This window comes from Nocardia sp. NPDC047038 (assembly GCF_040644075.1).
GTDB classification, from domain to species: Bacteria; Actinomycetota; Actinomycetes; order Mycobacteriales; family Mycobacteriaceae; genus Nocardia; species Nocardia sichangensis.
The window spans coordinates 84,602-97,982 of record NZ_JBEYVQ010000004.1; the positions used below are offsets into that span (position 1 = coordinate 84,602).

Here is a 13,381-nt window from a genome sequence, read left to right on the forward strand (position 1 = left end):
ACGCGCGCTACGCGTAGTGACCTCACAGGGACCGCAGAGGGAATCAGTGTTGTAACCATTGAGTCTGGTTCCGCATCGGGCGCAGTAGCGCCGTCCCACTGGTACCCGACTCATGAGGGGCCGCTCCCGAGGTTCGACTTTGGGGTTGTCGCCTTGCTTGATCGCGTGAACCTACCAACCACTCGACAGCTTCGACTATACGTCCGATGCATACCCCGCATACCTGTTAGTCGTGGTCGTTTTCCCGTGCTGATCCGACGCTGATTCGGTCACGAAACGCCGCTAAAGGAAAGGGGTAAGCCGTGGCATTGTCCCTAGTCGTTCCCATTTTCGGCCCGCCGGCCGCGGGCAAGACAACCCTCACGCTGCGCCTGGGATCAGCACCTGGGCGTCAGGTGTTCCGGTTGCGGGAGCACGTCTCCCTGGAGGTGCTGGAAGCGACCGCTGCGCGTCCGGATCGTCTCGGCTGGATCGATGAACGCGCCGTGGCAGCGGCGCTGCGGGCGTATCTCGACACCATCGACAAGGACCCGGGCGTCCACACGGTGTTGTTGGACAACTTCCCCGGTTCGGCCGCGCAGGTCGATCAGCTCTTGGCGACGGTGTGGGCGTTGACACCGTGTCGTATCGAGGCCATCGAGGTGGTGACAGATCTCAAGACGCTGACTCAACGTGCCCGCAACCGGAAGGTGTGCCATCACTGCGAACGCGATCCGATCAACGATCCCCGCCTGCCGGCGATCGCCGCCGTGGATGACCCGTGGACGTGTGCTCGTTGTGGCGGACTGTTGCATCCGCGTCGTGGGGATTCACCGCGGTTGTTGCGCGCCAGGACGCAGCGCTATCACCAAACCGCCGCTGGGATCCGTGCCGCATTCCGCAGCGCCGACATCCCACTCACCCAACTCGACACCACCCACACCATCAACGGCGCAGCCGACCTGCTTGCGCCGCTATTCATTTCCCGGAGTCCTGTGCGATGACCACTGTTGATCTGCCCAACCCCACCCCACGCGCAAGCGGTGACGGTTACGGCCACGGCCGCATGCCTCGCAACGCAGGTGTGCCCGAACCCGACCGCATCGACCGTGTGAACTATGGCCGGTTCCGCAACGTCTACCTCTACATCACCGAAGCGTGCCAACTGCGCTGCGAGCACTGCTACATGGGCGAAAGACTGGAGCGAGCATTGAAGATGCCGCCATCAAAGATCGTCGACACCCTCACCACCTGGCGGCGCCTCGGCGGCAGCAAACTGACCATACTCGGCGGCGAACCCACCCTGCACCCGCACTACTGCGACGTCATCCGGCTCAGTAAGAAACTGGGGTACGAGCACGTCATCACCACCACCAACGCCCAGAAACCCGCCCTGCGCCGCTTCCGGCAACTGCAGCCCGACGACTTCGCCTACATCCAAGTCAGCCTCGACGGCGGCACTGCCGCCTCCCATGACGCCATCCGCGGCGAAGGGACCTTCGCTGCCGCCCTGACGACAACCGCCGAGCTGGTCGAGCGCGGCTTCGACACCCGCATCATCTGCACTGTCAACAAAGCCAACGAACCCGACGTGCTGCAGCTGCTGGACATTGCCGACTTCCTTGGTGTCAGCCTGGTCAAATTCCACGTCTTCTCGACCATCGGCACCGGCCACGGTAACCCTGACATGGCCATGACCCCGCCGGAATGGATGGGTTTCTGCGACCGCCTCACCGACATCGCCACCCAGTTCAAGACACGTGTCTGGTATCAGCCGACCTACGCCCGCCGTGACCAAATGGATCGCTACGCCGCAGAGGGTTACCAAGGCTGCATCGGCCGCACGCTCGACCGCATCTCAATCTTTCCCGACGGCCGCTGCTACATCTGCTCCTACCTGTTCGACACCGACCTGCACTTCGCCCAAATGGTCGATGGCCAAGTGCAACTCAACCACGGCGTCAACGAATTCGACCTGTTCACAAGTGCTCTGGCCGAAAGCTCTTGCGGCGGATGCAAAGCCACCGCCTGCCTCGGCGGCTGCCCCGCCGAAGAACTCGTTATGGGCCAAGCCTCCTGCACCGCCTACGACGACATCGTGCCCGTGTGCCGACTGTGGAAATCCAGCGCCAAACCGGAGGAATAGTCATGCGTAGACCCACCGACGCGCTGGACCACGCGGTCGGCCAGCTGCGTGAGATCGACTGGGAAGACATCGACGAAGTCGAACAAACCTGCCGCGCAGCACTCGACACCCTCGCTACCGACCCGGTGGCCATCCGGCATCGGCTCACCGACCTACCTAACCGGACAGAGCTGATGGCCTTGTGCGAACACTACGACATTCTCGACAAAATCGTGCTCTTCGACGATCGCGAATCCGGGTCCGTGTCCGGCTGCATGTCTTTCTGCCCGGTTATTTCGACCGCCCCCACAACCACCGCTGGTCCTACGCCAGCCGTATCCTGCGCGGCCACTACCGCCACTACCTGTTCGGCAACGCCGAACTCGACGAACACATCAACCCCAACACATTGCCCGTCCTGCACGCGCGCGAAGAACCCGTCGGCACGAGCTACGCCCTCCACCACAGCATGGTCCACGCCGTAGTCGCCGAACCGTACACCGTCTCACTCGTCATCCGCGGCCCCGCCGTCAAAGACCGCTTCCTCGTCATGGACCGCAACACCAGCCACACATGGTGGCAAACCGGCGCGAACCGTGAAACCGCTGAGGAAGCCCAGCGGAAACGAATGAGTGCCCAGCGGCTCCAGGAACTGATCGGACAGTTGAACTGCTGGCAACTGTTCTGACAGCGGGAGACCAGACACCCCTGACCAACATTGGTCAGAATCGGCTGTGAGGTGTCGTGCACACCACGACACCTCACCTGCCGGCGCAAGCGACCGCGCTGCGCCCTATCCCGCGCCTCGGCTGTTTGACCGACCGCGACACTTCCACGGTCGTCTGCTGGAGTCCGAAGGGCAGTGGCCGCTCATCCGGGTCACATTCGCAGCTGATGGGGCAAACAACTGAGCGGAGCGTTGCCGACAGCCACTGCGTCGGCACGCTCGCCCCTACCAGCCGAAGGTCGAGAATGGATCCTGCTTGGCAATGTGCTGGATCGCGGTCCGGCAGTAGCTGATCATGCGGTCCGGAAGCGCATCCATAGCGAACCAGTCGAGTCCACTGCACTTGTCCGGCTCCAGGTTCATCGGCTCTCCCCGCCACGAGCGCACGGTGAAGAAGAAAGCCATACGCCCGCCCGAGGACGAGTTGTGCATGACGTGACTGAACTGCACATCGGCAAGCTCGATTCGTACGCCGATCTCCTCCGCGGCTTCGCGCACCACCGCCTCGACCACCGACTCCCCGGCCTCGAGATGCCCGGACGGGAGATGCCACGCCCCGTCCTCGAATCCCGTGTTCTCGCGTCGACCGAACAACACCTCATCGGCGCGGCGAAGCAACAGATGAACATCGCCGGTGACCTTGTGCCGCTCCATCCTGGCAATGTGACCGGAATCTGCCGTCACGCTCATTACGGTATGCCCCTTTCCGTCAAACCATCGGTTGACCTGGTAGTTCATCGACATAGTCGGTGAAAGAAACCGAAGCCTATTGCGGCGGTTGGTGATCGGGCATACGCCGAACGCATATCGGCTCAGAAGGAATCGAAATACCTCCGCAGCACCGGACCCGCGACTGTTGCCTTGCACCCGGTACCCAGGTGACGCCCTCCGCTCGCGAAGGCGCACCGGTCCACCACAGGGGTGCACCGGTGGCGAAAGCCCTCGGTGCCGGGTGCATCTTCTCATTGCGACCCGAACGGAGCACCGGCATGCACACCCTCGCCATGTACCAGCTGATCGCCATGTGCCAGGATCAGGCGCACCAGGCGCCCGTAGTTCCCTTCACCGTGTACCAAGCACACCAGGTCATGCAGAACCACCGGGCCTGCCGGGCCAAGCACTGCCCCAGAAAGGACGCGGCGCTTCGAACTCTCATCGAAGCCGGCCGGGTCATCGCCTCAACCACCAAACCCCGGTGAGTCGACGCATGGATCAGACCCGGGAATACCGGCACATCCACATCGAAACCGGCAGCCTCGACTTGCACTACCGCGCACCCGCCGAACAAGCGCAAGATATCGCAGACGCACTCGCGGCCAGCTACCCCGACTCGAAACTCAGCGTCACAATCGACGACTGGTCAACGACTTGCTGCCGCTACTGCCGTGCACCCGATTGTGGGAATGAATCCCACAGTGCAGCTCCGAGCGACGCAGCCGACCTGGCTCTGCCACTGCCACCGAGTTCATAGCTGGCTTAATAACACACTGAATCCGGCAACGTGACTACGGTGACGCAGCGCGCCTGGGAACGCATCACCGGATGGACCGGCAGCGCACGCCGCCAAAGCCCCGAAGACCCACTTCCGGACGCACAAACAAAGGGTGGGGGCGTGCGGGGTGTCGCGGTCCGGCGCCTTCCGCATGCTGTCCGACCCCACCCGGCTGCACATCCTGTGGATCCTCGCCGACGGCGAAGCCGACGTCACCGCCCTCACCGAAGCAGTCGGCGCCTCCCGCACCGCGGTCAGCCAACACCTCGCCAAACTCCGCTTCACCGGCCTGGTCGACACCCGAAGAGAAGGCCGCCGCATCATCTACCGCGTCCGCGACGGCCACCTCACCCGACTGGTCCGCGAAGGACTCAACCTCGCCGACCACATCGTCACCGGCGAACCACCACACGCCTGACCGATTCGGTCCGAGCCGACTTCGCCATGCCATGGCCTTCGCCGATCAGGCTGGACACGACAGGTGTGCACACTTCACATCGCAGCCACAGTGCAGCGGGCACAGCGGTACCAATTGTCGGGTCGACAGCATGAGCCGCCTGATGCCGCCGGAATATCCGGCGTACGGCCGAACTCATCATGCGAGCTGCGGTCACCGAGACTGCCGTGGTGCATGCGGTCAACGATTCGCCGCCGACTGGCCGACCGGGTGGCGCTGGTCGCGTCGACGCACTGTGCGCAATCCGAAGGCTTGGCCTACGCTCGCGCCTTCGAGCAGGTATTGCAGTCCTATCACCACGAATCCGAACAGCCATCGTGCGACCGTCTGCCACAACCGGGGGCGTCGGCCGTCCTTCCATCGGAGGACCCGCATTCCGAACAGCAGCTTCGCGACACTCCCCCGCAGCAGCAGTGTGCCGAGGACGTGGTTGGCGAATGACAACGCGAGCACACACGGAATGAACGCGCCCAGGAACTCCGCGACACCGTTGAAAGCATGAAAGGCACGTTGCGACAACGCGAAACCCACGACCAGCGCGACGAAGGCGTCGGTCACCGCAGCCAGGGCCAAGCGGTTCTCTCCCGCCTGCTCCGGGACACCGACCCCCCGAGGTTCGGCCGACTGGGCGGGTGATCGGCTCTGCTGAGGACCAGGGTGCGTTGCGTTCACGCGACGTATTGTGCCGCCGCCCACCAGCTCTCCCCAGGGATGTGGAGGTCGCACCCGTGCGGGACGCTGAAAACGACAACACGCCCGCGGTGGTGACCTGCAGATCGGTGCGCACCAGCGGGATGCGGTAGGCGGTGTTGTTGTCACCGAACTTGCCGGTGCGCCCGAAAGTGTCGGTGACCGGTTTCCAGTCCGCGTCGGTAGTCGCCACCGGTTGGCGCCCGGACGCGGCGGAAGTGGTCGCGGGTGTGGGCGAGGTGTCGGCGCTCGAGCATCCTGCCGCCGCGGTGAGCGCCAGCAACGCGGCCATTGTGGCCGCGTGTAATGGGGGTCGACGTGTCGAAACTGCCATGGCATGTCCTTGTCGTCGAAAGATGTTGTGCCCGACGGTTCAGTGGGTGGGTTCGAACTCCCACAGCATCGGCGCACCGTCGGCGCCCCGGGGGATCGGGAAGTAGGTGTGGTGGGTGGCGGGGTCCAGCGCCAGCGAGTGCGCCCCATCAGCCAGATGCGCGGAGCCGACGGCGAGGGTGCGGCCGTCGCGGCGGTCGAACACGCTGACCCAGCCGCTTTCGGCCGCGAGGTAGACCCGGTGCGCGCCCGGGTCGTAGACCAGCACGTCGGGAGTCTCACCGACACGGTCTTGTCCGGTGACGGTGCGGGCGGCCAGGTCCACGGTGACCATGCTGGAGTTGGCCTCGCAGCCGACGAACATCACTCGATCGGCGGCGTCGAGGGCTTGGCCGTGCGGATGGTCGCAGCCCGGCGTCGGGATCCGGTCGGTCACCACGAAAGTCGCGGGATCGATCACCGCCAAATCGTCGCGCCCCTGGACCGCCACGACCATGCGGTCGGTGACCGGGTCGTAGACGACGTTGCCGACCTCACCACCCAACCCGACGGTGGCGCGCACCGCCCCGGTGTCCGCGTCGACGACGGTCTCGGTGCCGGCGTGCTCGTCGGTCGTCCACACCGCATGACGGACCGGGTCATAAGCGAGTCCGTCGGGGTAGTCACCGGTCGGGGCGGTGAACACCACCGCGCCGGTGTCGGCGTGAAAGGCGACCAGCTGGTTGCGGCCGGTCGCGGTGGCATACAGCCGGTGGGTGTCGGGGACCACGATCACCCCGTGCACGTTCGGCACATCGGGCAGGGTGCGCACCACTTGGTGGGCGCGCACATCGACCTCGATGACCTCACCGGCACCCATATGGGCGAGGAACAGCCGCCCGCGCCCGGCGTCGAGGCTGGTGTAGTCGAAGCGCACCGGCCCGCCGGTCAGCGCCACCTGCGCGACTTGCCGCAGCGGCAGCTCACCAGGATGCGGGGGCCCCGCCGGCGGGGAGGTCGAGCATCCGCTGACGGCAACGGCTGCGGCGCCCAGGAACGCCGCGAGGGTGCGCGTCGGGGGCATCACCCACCTCCCACTCGATGTAACCGTGGTTTCGAAACTACGCTGGGGGCAGGTGCGGTGAAATGCCGCCACCGGATCGGAGGATTTCGTGCCCGACTCGCCAGCGGCGACGCCTGGGCAATGGGTGATGCTGTCGTATCGCATGCCTCGTGAGCCGTCCACGCCGCGGATCGCGTTGTGGCGCAAACTCAAACGCCTCGGGTTCGGGCAGATCTCCGACGGCCTGGTCGCCCTACCGGCGGATGCGCGCACGCCTGAGCAGCTGGAATGAATCGCCGAGGACACTCGGCGACGGTGCCGCGGTCAGGCGTGCCCGAAGTGCGTGATGTTCATAACTCCTCGCCGACCCAGCCGATCTGCCGGCGCAGGCGAGATCGCCGACGTCCTCGCCGGCAGGCGAGTTCGGCGGTCGAGGTCGACCAGTCGGGATGACCCGTTCGGCTGGACCCTCACCTAGCTAGGAGTCGCTCACTGTCAGCGCGCGTCTGCCTGCACAATGCCGCCGGACCTGGGCGGGCGACTGATGGGTTTGACGCGTTCAGCCGCTTTCGGGGTTGGCGAGCCGGTCTGCGCCGGACGGGCACTCGGCGCGAACCTCGGCAGTGACGAGTACAGATCCGACAGCGTTCTCCCGCAGGTCTGCACGGTGCCGTCGGGGCGGACGAGCACGGCGTCGGCGCGCCCGCCGCGCAGCCAGCGGTGCAGCGCGGTGCCCGGCACGGCCCGCAACACCACACCGCCGCGCTGTTCGACGGTCGACGCCTGCACCGGTGATGGGGCCGATGTCGTGATGATGGCGTAGCGCCCAGCGATGAGGTCGTCGACCCGGCGCCCGTCGGCCATCCGTTCGTTCGGAACCAGCCGTCCGGCCAGACCTCGACGCAGCGGCGGTGCGGTCACCAGCGCGGAGCGGTGCAGCGGCGGTGACTCTCCGCTGATGATCGTCCGGGTCAGCCCGGGCAGCCGGTGCAGTCGCGGAGCGAGCAGGCCGCGCAGTCGATTGCCCAGCTCGCCGCCCTCGGTCATGGTCAGGCCAATGAGCTTGGCCAGCCGAATCATCATGTGCGCGTGCGGTTTCCGCTCGATTTCGTAGGTGCCGAGCATCGACTCCGGAAGCTCGCCGCGCAGCACCCCGGCCAGCTTCCAGCTGAGGTTGGCGGCGTCGCGCACGCCCGCGCCCATGCCCTGCCCGATGAACGGCGGGGTGAGGTGGGCGGCATCGCCGAGCAGGAATACGCGTCCGGCACGCCATCGGTCGGCCAGTTGCGCGCGGAAGGTGTACTCCGCCACCCGGACCAGCTCCAAGCCCTCGCGGTCGGCGTCGGCCAGCCATGGGGCCAGCAGGGGCCACAGTCGAGCCAGATCACGGTAGTCGTCGACGGATTCGCCGGGCCGCAAACGGAATTCCCACCGGTGGCGGGTCGTGCCGATGCGCATGTATGTCGCGGCTCGACGCGGGTCGCATACCTGATGCACGCCTCCCCAGTGCCCAGGATCGACCGTGGTCGCGAGGTCGACGACCAGCCAGCGCTGCTCGAATCGCAAGTCCCGCATGCGCGCGCCGATCGCGGTGCGCACCAGGCTGTTCGCGCCGTCGCAACCCAGCGCGTAGCGGGCGCGCACCGACTCGGACGCGCCGGTCGCGCGGTCTTCGAAATCAACCCGCATACAGTCCTTCTCGACCGTCAGCCCGGTGACTTCCACACCGCCGCGCAGCGAGACGGCCGGATGCCGCGCCAGATTGGCCCGCAACAGCGCCTCCAGCTCCGGCTGGTCGAACAGGTTGGCTTCGGGGAATCCGTTGCGGCCCCCGGCCGGATCGCGGTCGAATTGCGCCAGCACCCGATGCCGCGGATCCACCAGGCGCAACCCCGGGGCGGGCCGGGTGATCGCGTCGAACCCCGGCCCGATGCCGAGACGTTCCACGATCCGCCGGATCTCACCGTCGAGATGGACCGCGCGCGGCTGCGGGTAGACGCCCTCCCACCGCTCGAGGACCAGCGATTCGATGCCGTATTGGGCGAGCAGCGTGGCCGCGGTGAGCCCGGACGGGCCCGCTCCGACGATCACCACCGGAACTGTCGGCGAAGTCATCGGGATCCACCGGTCAACGTGGCCACATAGGCCGCGGCGACCAGAGCCGTACCGGCCGCGGGCGCGATTTCGGTTGTGCCGTCGCCGTTTCGGAGATGGCTGGCGACCGCACCGGTCATCAACAGCACCAGCCCGGCCACGGCAGCCCGGCCGATCGCAGGGCGGACCGGCCCCAGCAGCACCCCACCGGCCGCGAGGAGTTCGACCGCGCCGATGCCGCGATAAGCGGTGGTGGAGTACCCGAGATGCGCCGCACGCTCGCGCATCGACGCGACGGCGGCGACCTTGGCCGTCCCGAGGTATAGGAATTCGGCTGCCAGCACGCCCCCGAGCACCTTCGCCACCGTTTTCATCGCCGCACCGCGATTCTCGTGTGGATCGCATAGCGGCCCAGGATCGCCTCGGCCGCGGCTGGATCGGCATCGGGGTCCAGGACGACGGTGGCGACGATCGCGCCGTCCTCGACCGCGGCGGAGATACCCGCCACACCAGTGGTCTCGGCGAGCGCGTCGAGCAGTTCGCGCCGCGTGGCATCGGCGCGCAGGCCCAGCTTGTAGGGCTTTCCGACATCGGTGACGGGCAGCGCGTCGAGGATGGTGACCGTCTTGGGGGCGGCGGCGCGCTCGTGCACCCGCTCGGCCGCCCACGCCACCAGTTCGTCCTCGGTGACCTCGGCGCCCGCGGTGAGCGCGACGTAGGCGACCGGGACCTCGCCGGCGTGTACGTCCGGGCGGCCCACCGCTCCGGCCGCGCTCACCTGCGGGTGGCTCAGCAGGGCGTCCTCAATGCTCGCGGGATCGATGTTGTGGCCGCCGCGAATGATGAGATCCTTCGCGCGACCGTGCAGATGGATGAATCCCTCCGCGTCGATATGGGCCAGGTCACCGGTGCTCAGCCAGCCGTCGACCACGGTGCCCAGTTCATCGAGGCGGTGACCGTGTTCGTCGCGGCCGGTCACGTATCCGGCGAAGACCGTGGGGCCGCTGATCACCAGGACACCGGTCTCCCCGTCGGGGAGTGTCTCCCACACCCCGTCTTCAGCCGTGCGGACGACCGCGACCTGCTGATAGGGCATGCGCTGCCCGACCGCGCCGGGCCGGGGAACCTCCGGGAAGCTGCGTGCGGTAGCGCACGTCGCCTCGGTGAGGCCGTATCCCTCCACCAGCGTGACCCCCGTGTGCAACTGGAAGTTCTCGCGTACCGCGAGCGGCAGCGGGGACGCGCCGACCATCGCGTAGCGCAAGCTGGTGATGTCGGTATCGATCGGGCATTGGGCCAGTACCGCGTACACCGTCGGCACGGCGCTCATCGCGGCAATCCGGTAGTGCGCCACGATATTCCAGAACTCCGCGTAGAGCGTGAAGTCCCGGTATCCCAGCGGACCGGCCCATACCACCGGCTGACCGCGGAACAGCGGCGCGAGCAGGGTGACGACCAGCGCGTTGACGTGGAACAGCGGCAGCGCGGCGAAGACCACCGATTCCTCATCGAGCAGCGAGTTGGCGGCGATCATCCACGCATTGGAGACCTCACCGGAATGTCGGTGCGCCGCCAGTTTCGGCACACCCGTCGTGCCGCCGGTGTGGAACAGCGCCGCCAGATCCGATGCCGCCGGTGCCTCTCCGTGAAAGCGGCTCGAATCCTCCTCGGCGGCAAGGTTATCGAGATAGCCGATCCGGATGCCGCCGATGCCGGGCAGGGTCGGCGGCGGCTCCGGAGCTGCCGTGGGACGCAACACCAGCAGGGCAGCCAACAGACCGCGCGCCGCGAGTTCGCGTGCTGTGGTCCAGGTGTCAGGCTCGAGTTCCGGACCGGCGGCGATCAAGACCCGAGCGCCCGAGCGGCGCAGCAGCTCCGCGACGTGCTCGTGCGACAGGCCGCCATTGATCGGTGCGGCGATGCCCGCCAGCTGTGCGGCGAGGGTGGCCGGGATCAGCTCCGCGCAGTTGGGTGCGATCAGCGCGACAGCATCGGCGCGGCGCACACCCAGCTCGTGCAGCAGGTTCGCGTACTTGTGCACGTCGGCGAGCAGCTCGGAGTAGTTGCGCTGCAACGGCTCTCGCCATCGCGCCGCATCCGGCAGCACGGTGATCGCGGTGCGCTCCGGCCATCGCGTCGCCGCGCGGACGAGCAGGGCGTAGGTCGATTCGGGCAGGCCGCGCGCCTCGAGCGGTATCGCTTCGATGGCGGCCAGGTCCTCCGGGCCGGTGTACCGGGGCCAGAGCAAGTCCTCGGTCGAGGTCTCGAGGGTCGTGTTGTCGGTCATCGGGCGTACCTCACGACCGTGCGCTGGCGGCCCAGGTCGAGGGCGCCGTCGTCGGTGCCGATCGCGGCCTCGACCACGTCCCCGTCCTTCAGGTACTTCGGGTTCTTGGCCTGGCCTCGGAAGAACATCTTCCACTTGACCTTCGGCGGCAGCAGCGAGCCGATGATCTCCACCGGCTTGGGCGGGGCACTGAGCGCGGTGCCGATCGGGGTTCCGGTGAGTAGCAGATCCCCGGCGTCCATGCGCTGGAATCGGGTCAGCGCGCGCAGCGTCTCGACCGGCCGGTAGATCATGTCCGCGACCGTCATGTCCTGCCGCAGCTGGCCATTGACCCACAGCCGCAGCCGCAGATCTCCGAACCGCTTCAGCTCATCGGCGTCGAGCAGCACCAGCGCCGGGCCGACCGGGGTGAAGGTCGGATACGACTTCGCTTCGTAGAACTGCGTTTTCGGCAGCTGCACGTCGCGCGCCGAGATGTCGTTGGTAACCACCAGGCCCGCGACGTAATCCGCGAGGTTCTCCGCCGAGACATCAGCGCCGACCGGCATCTCGCGACCGAACACGAGGCCGATCTCCACCTCGTAGTCGAGCAGCTGCACATGCGCGGGCCGGATGACGTCGTCGTGGGGTCCACTGATCGATCCGGACGCCTTGCGGAAGAACGTGAGCGGCACCGTCTCGGGGTCCATTCCCGAGTCCTTCACGTGCGAGGCGAAGTTCGTCATCTGCGCAACCACCCGACACGGCGCGGTCACCGGGGAGATCAACGAAAGGCTCTGCACTGCCACGGTTTCCGCGCCGGATGCAGCCGCGGCGATCGCCTCACGGTCGGCGAGCAGTTCCCGCGTGGTCGTCGCGGTGGTATCGATACGGGCGGCACCGGCGGGGGTCTGCACCCACCAGGCGTCGGCGGTGCGGAGGATGGATGTGCTCATGAGTTGGCCACTTTCAACAGGCCGCGCAGGCGGCGGATATCGAATTCGTTGTCCTCACGCAGCGCGTCGACGATCGAGCGCAGTTCGCGCAGCGATCCGACTCCGGGCTTGATGTCGAGGAAGTCCTTGGTGATGGGCGGGCCCCACTGCGCCAGACCGGAAGCGCTCATCGGCGCCCAGCCCGGCTCGAGGGTGCAATCGAACATGTCCCCGTCACAGAAGTGCTCCACCAGGAACCCGTCGGGATCGCGCCAGTAGTCGAAGATCTGGCTGCCCTGGATATGGCGGCCGATACCCCACGATCGGCGATAACCCTGTTCGCGCAGGTACTCTCCACCCGCCGCGAGCGCGTCCAGGTCGGCGACCTGATACGCGGAGTGCACATAGCGGTTCGACGGCCCGAGCGTCAACGCGAGCGTGTGATGGTCGGTCGGCACCGAACCCTGGTCGCAGCGAATGAAACTCATGACCGGACCACGCTCCCGCTGGCCCGGGTAAAAGTGGAAGTCGCTGACGATCAGGCCCAGATTCCGCAGATACCAGTCGAGAGTCTCGCGGTATCTCGTCGACTGAATCACCACGTGTCCGAGCCGACGCACGCGTGCCGGTGCCCGCAGCGGTCGCTGCGTGGCATTCACCCGCGCCACCTCGTGCCCGAAGTTGAAAATGTGGGGCTGCTGAGTCGGCAAAGCCTCGAGTTCGTGCGTCTCGGCGACCACTCGCACCCGCAGGCGGCTCGGATCGGCCAGGTCGACGGTCAGTCCGCCCAGTGACTCCGGCAATGACATGGCTCGCGCACCGGTCGCGGCGGCCAGTCGCAGCAGATCGGCGGAATCGGCGGCACGAAAGGCCGGACCGACGAAGCGCGAGCGGACGCCACGCCGGATGAGCACGCAGGGCGCGCCCGGATCGGTCCCGCGCAGCTGCAACTCGTCGGCCGTCCGCATGGCGGTCGCGAACCCGAAGGCGTGGGCGAAAGCCTCCGCCCCGTCCAGGTCGGGCTTCTCGAACTCCAGCCACGCCAAGTCCAGCACCTTGATCACGGGATTGCGCGCCCGGCCCGGATGCTCACCCGCGTGCGCCCCCTGCTCGCTGTGCAGACCGCTGTGTACATCGTGATGGCCGCTCATCGATCACTCCCTTCCAAGAACTGACGATATCGTCACTCACGAGAGCGGCGTCAGTCAATACCCTCTGACGATTCCGTCAAAATTGAATCG

General features: G+C 66.8%; 14 protein-coding genes and 1 pseudogene. 6 read left to right on the forward strand and 9 right to left on the reverse strand.

Translation table 11 applies throughout. The features are described from left to right. The first annotated feature begins 302 nt into the window (after positions 1-302). The 3 genes from ABZ824_RS16875 to ABZ824_RS16885 all read left to right on the forward strand — a co-directional run bounded on the left by ABZ824_RS16875 (position 303) and on the right by ABZ824_RS16885 (position 2,792). A complete protein-coding gene (locus ABZ824_RS16875; protein ID WP_356963987.1) occupies positions 303-983 on the forward strand; it encodes a hypothetical protein in 681 nt (226 codons plus the stop codon). Beyond that, a complete protein-coding gene (locus ABZ824_RS16880; protein ID WP_356963989.1) occupies positions 980-2,125 on the forward strand; it encodes a radical SAM protein in 1,146 nt (381 codons plus the stop codon). Before ABZ824_RS16875 ends, ABZ824_RS16880 begins: the two co-directional genes overlap by 4 nt. 181 nt (positions 2,126-2,306) lie before the next feature. Next, entirely contained in the window at positions 2,307-2,792 is a 486-nt protein-coding gene (locus ABZ824_RS16885) for a hypothetical protein (protein WP_356963991.1), read from the forward strand. 264 nt (positions 2,793-3,056) lie between these two features. Here the strand turns inward: ABZ824_RS16885 and ABZ824_RS16890 are convergent, their stop codons facing one another. Next, entirely contained in the window at positions 3,057-3,569 is a 513-nt protein-coding gene (locus ABZ824_RS16890; protein ID WP_356963993.1) for an NUDIX domain-containing protein, read from the reverse strand. Between the two features lie 251 nt (positions 3,570-3,820). Between ABZ824_RS16890 and ABZ824_RS16895 the strand changes: the two genes are divergently transcribed. Then, entirely contained in the window at positions 3,821-4,030 is a 210-nt protein-coding gene (locus ABZ824_RS16895) for a hypothetical protein (protein ID WP_356963994.1), read from the forward strand. A 444-nt stretch (positions 4,031-4,474) separates the two neighbouring features. Next, a complete protein-coding gene (locus ABZ824_RS16900) occupies positions 4,475-4,741 on the forward strand; it encodes a metalloregulator ArsR/SmtB family transcription factor (protein ID WP_356964546.1) in 267 nt (88 codons plus the stop codon). A 219-nt stretch (positions 4,742-4,960) separates the two neighbouring features. Here the strand turns inward: ABZ824_RS16900 and ABZ824_RS16905 are convergent, their stop codons facing one another. The 3 genes and pseudogenes from ABZ824_RS16905 to ABZ824_RS16915 form a co-directional block, all read right to left on the reverse strand. Beyond that, positions 4,961-5,452, reverse strand: coding sequence for an RDD family protein (locus tag ABZ824_RS16905; RefSeq protein ID WP_356963995.1), 492 nt, complete (start codon positions 5,450-5,452; stop codon positions 4,961-4,963). 79 nt (positions 5,453-5,531) lie between these two features. After that, positions 5,532-5,663, reverse strand: a pseudogene (locus tag ABZ824_RS16910) (peptidase M23); the annotation flags it as partial. 180 nt (positions 5,664-5,843) lie between these two features. Further along, positions 5,844-6,866 (reverse strand): YncE family protein, encoded by a 1,023-nt coding sequence (locus ABZ824_RS16915; RefSeq protein WP_356963996.1) that lies wholly within the window; start codon positions 6,864-6,866, stop codon positions 5,844-5,846. 88 nt (positions 6,867-6,954) lie between these two features. On the opposite strand from ABZ824_RS16915, the gene ABZ824_RS16920 reads away from it, so the two are divergent. Beyond that, the gene (locus ABZ824_RS16920) at positions 6,955-7,137 is read left to right on the forward strand and encodes a hypothetical protein (protein WP_356963998.1); all 183 of its coding nucleotides are present in this window, start codon (positions 6,955-6,957) and stop codon (positions 7,135-7,137) included. A 203-nt stretch (positions 7,138-7,340) separates the two neighbouring features. Here ABZ824_RS16920 and ABZ824_RS16925 read toward each other — a convergent pair whose 3' ends face one another. From ABZ824_RS16925 to ABZ824_RS16945, 5 genes are read right to left on the reverse strand one after another with little or no spacing between them, the layout of a single operon-like run. Then, positions 7,341-8,960, reverse strand: coding sequence for a bifunctional 3-(3-hydroxy-phenyl)propionate/3-hydroxycinnamic acid hydroxylase (locus tag ABZ824_RS16925; RefSeq protein ID WP_356963999.1), 1,620 nt, complete (start codon positions 8,958-8,960; stop codon positions 7,341-7,343). Beyond that, entirely contained in the window at positions 8,957-9,313 is a 357-nt protein-coding gene (locus tag ABZ824_RS16930) for a DoxX family protein (RefSeq protein ID WP_356964001.1), read from the reverse strand. Before ABZ824_RS16930 ends, ABZ824_RS16925 begins: the two co-directional genes overlap by 4 nt. Next, entirely contained in the window at positions 9,310-11,226 is a 1,917-nt protein-coding gene (locus tag ABZ824_RS16935; RefSeq protein ID WP_356964002.1) for an acyl-CoA synthetase, read from the reverse strand. Before ABZ824_RS16935 ends, ABZ824_RS16930 begins: the two co-directional genes overlap by 4 nt. After that, entirely contained in the window at positions 11,223-12,161 is a 939-nt protein-coding gene (locus ABZ824_RS16940; protein WP_356964003.1) for a fumarylacetoacetate hydrolase family protein, read from the reverse strand. Before ABZ824_RS16940 ends, ABZ824_RS16935 begins: the two co-directional genes overlap by 4 nt. Further along, positions 12,158-13,291 carry a VOC family protein gene (locus ABZ824_RS16945; RefSeq protein ID WP_356964004.1) on the reverse strand — a complete coding sequence of 378 codons (1,134 nt, stop codon included), beginning with the start codon at positions 13,289-13,291 and terminating at the stop codon, positions 12,158-12,160. The genes ABZ824_RS16940 and ABZ824_RS16945 overlap by 4 nt, the downstream gene beginning before the upstream one ends. Positions 13,292-13,381: the final 90 nt, after the last annotated feature.

Coding starts and splice junctions, on each gene's coding strand:
- ABZ824_RS16880 (WP_356963989.1), top strand. CDS start 980: ATGACCACTGTTGATCTGCCCAACCCCACCCCACGCGCAAGCGGTGAC.
- ABZ824_RS16890 (WP_356963993.1), bottom strand. CDS start 3,569: ATGAACTACCAGGTCAACCGATGGTTTGACGGAAAGGGGCATACCGTA.
- ABZ824_RS16895 (WP_356963994.1), top strand. CDS start 3,821: ATGCACACCCTCGCCATGTACCAGCTGATCGCCATGTGCCAGGATCAG.
- ABZ824_RS16900 (WP_356964546.1), top strand. CDS start 4,475: ATGCTGTCCGACCCCACCCGGCTGCACATCCTGTGGATCCTCGCCGAC.
- ABZ824_RS16915 (WP_356963996.1), bottom strand. CDS start 6,866: ATGCCCCCGACGCGCACCCTCGCGGCGTTCCTGGGCGCCGCAGCCGTT.
- ABZ824_RS16925 (WP_356963999.1), bottom strand. CDS start 8,960: ATGACTTCGCCGACAGTTCCGGTGGTGATCGTCGGAGCGGGCCCGTCC.
- ABZ824_RS16930 (WP_356964001.1), bottom strand. CDS start 9,313: ATGAAAACGGTGGCGAAGGTGCTCGGGGGCGTGCTGGCAGCCGAATTC.
- ABZ824_RS16935 (WP_356964002.1), bottom strand. CDS start 11,226: ATGACCGACAACACGACCCTCGAGACCTCGACCGAGGACTTGCTCTGG.
- ABZ824_RS16940 (WP_356964003.1), bottom strand. CDS start 12,161: ATGAGCACATCCATCCTCCGCACCGCCGACGCCTGGTGGGTGCAGACC.
- ABZ824_RS16945 (WP_356964004.1), bottom strand. CDS start 13,291: ATGAGCGGCCATCACGATGTACACAGCGGTCTGCACAGCGAGCAGGGG.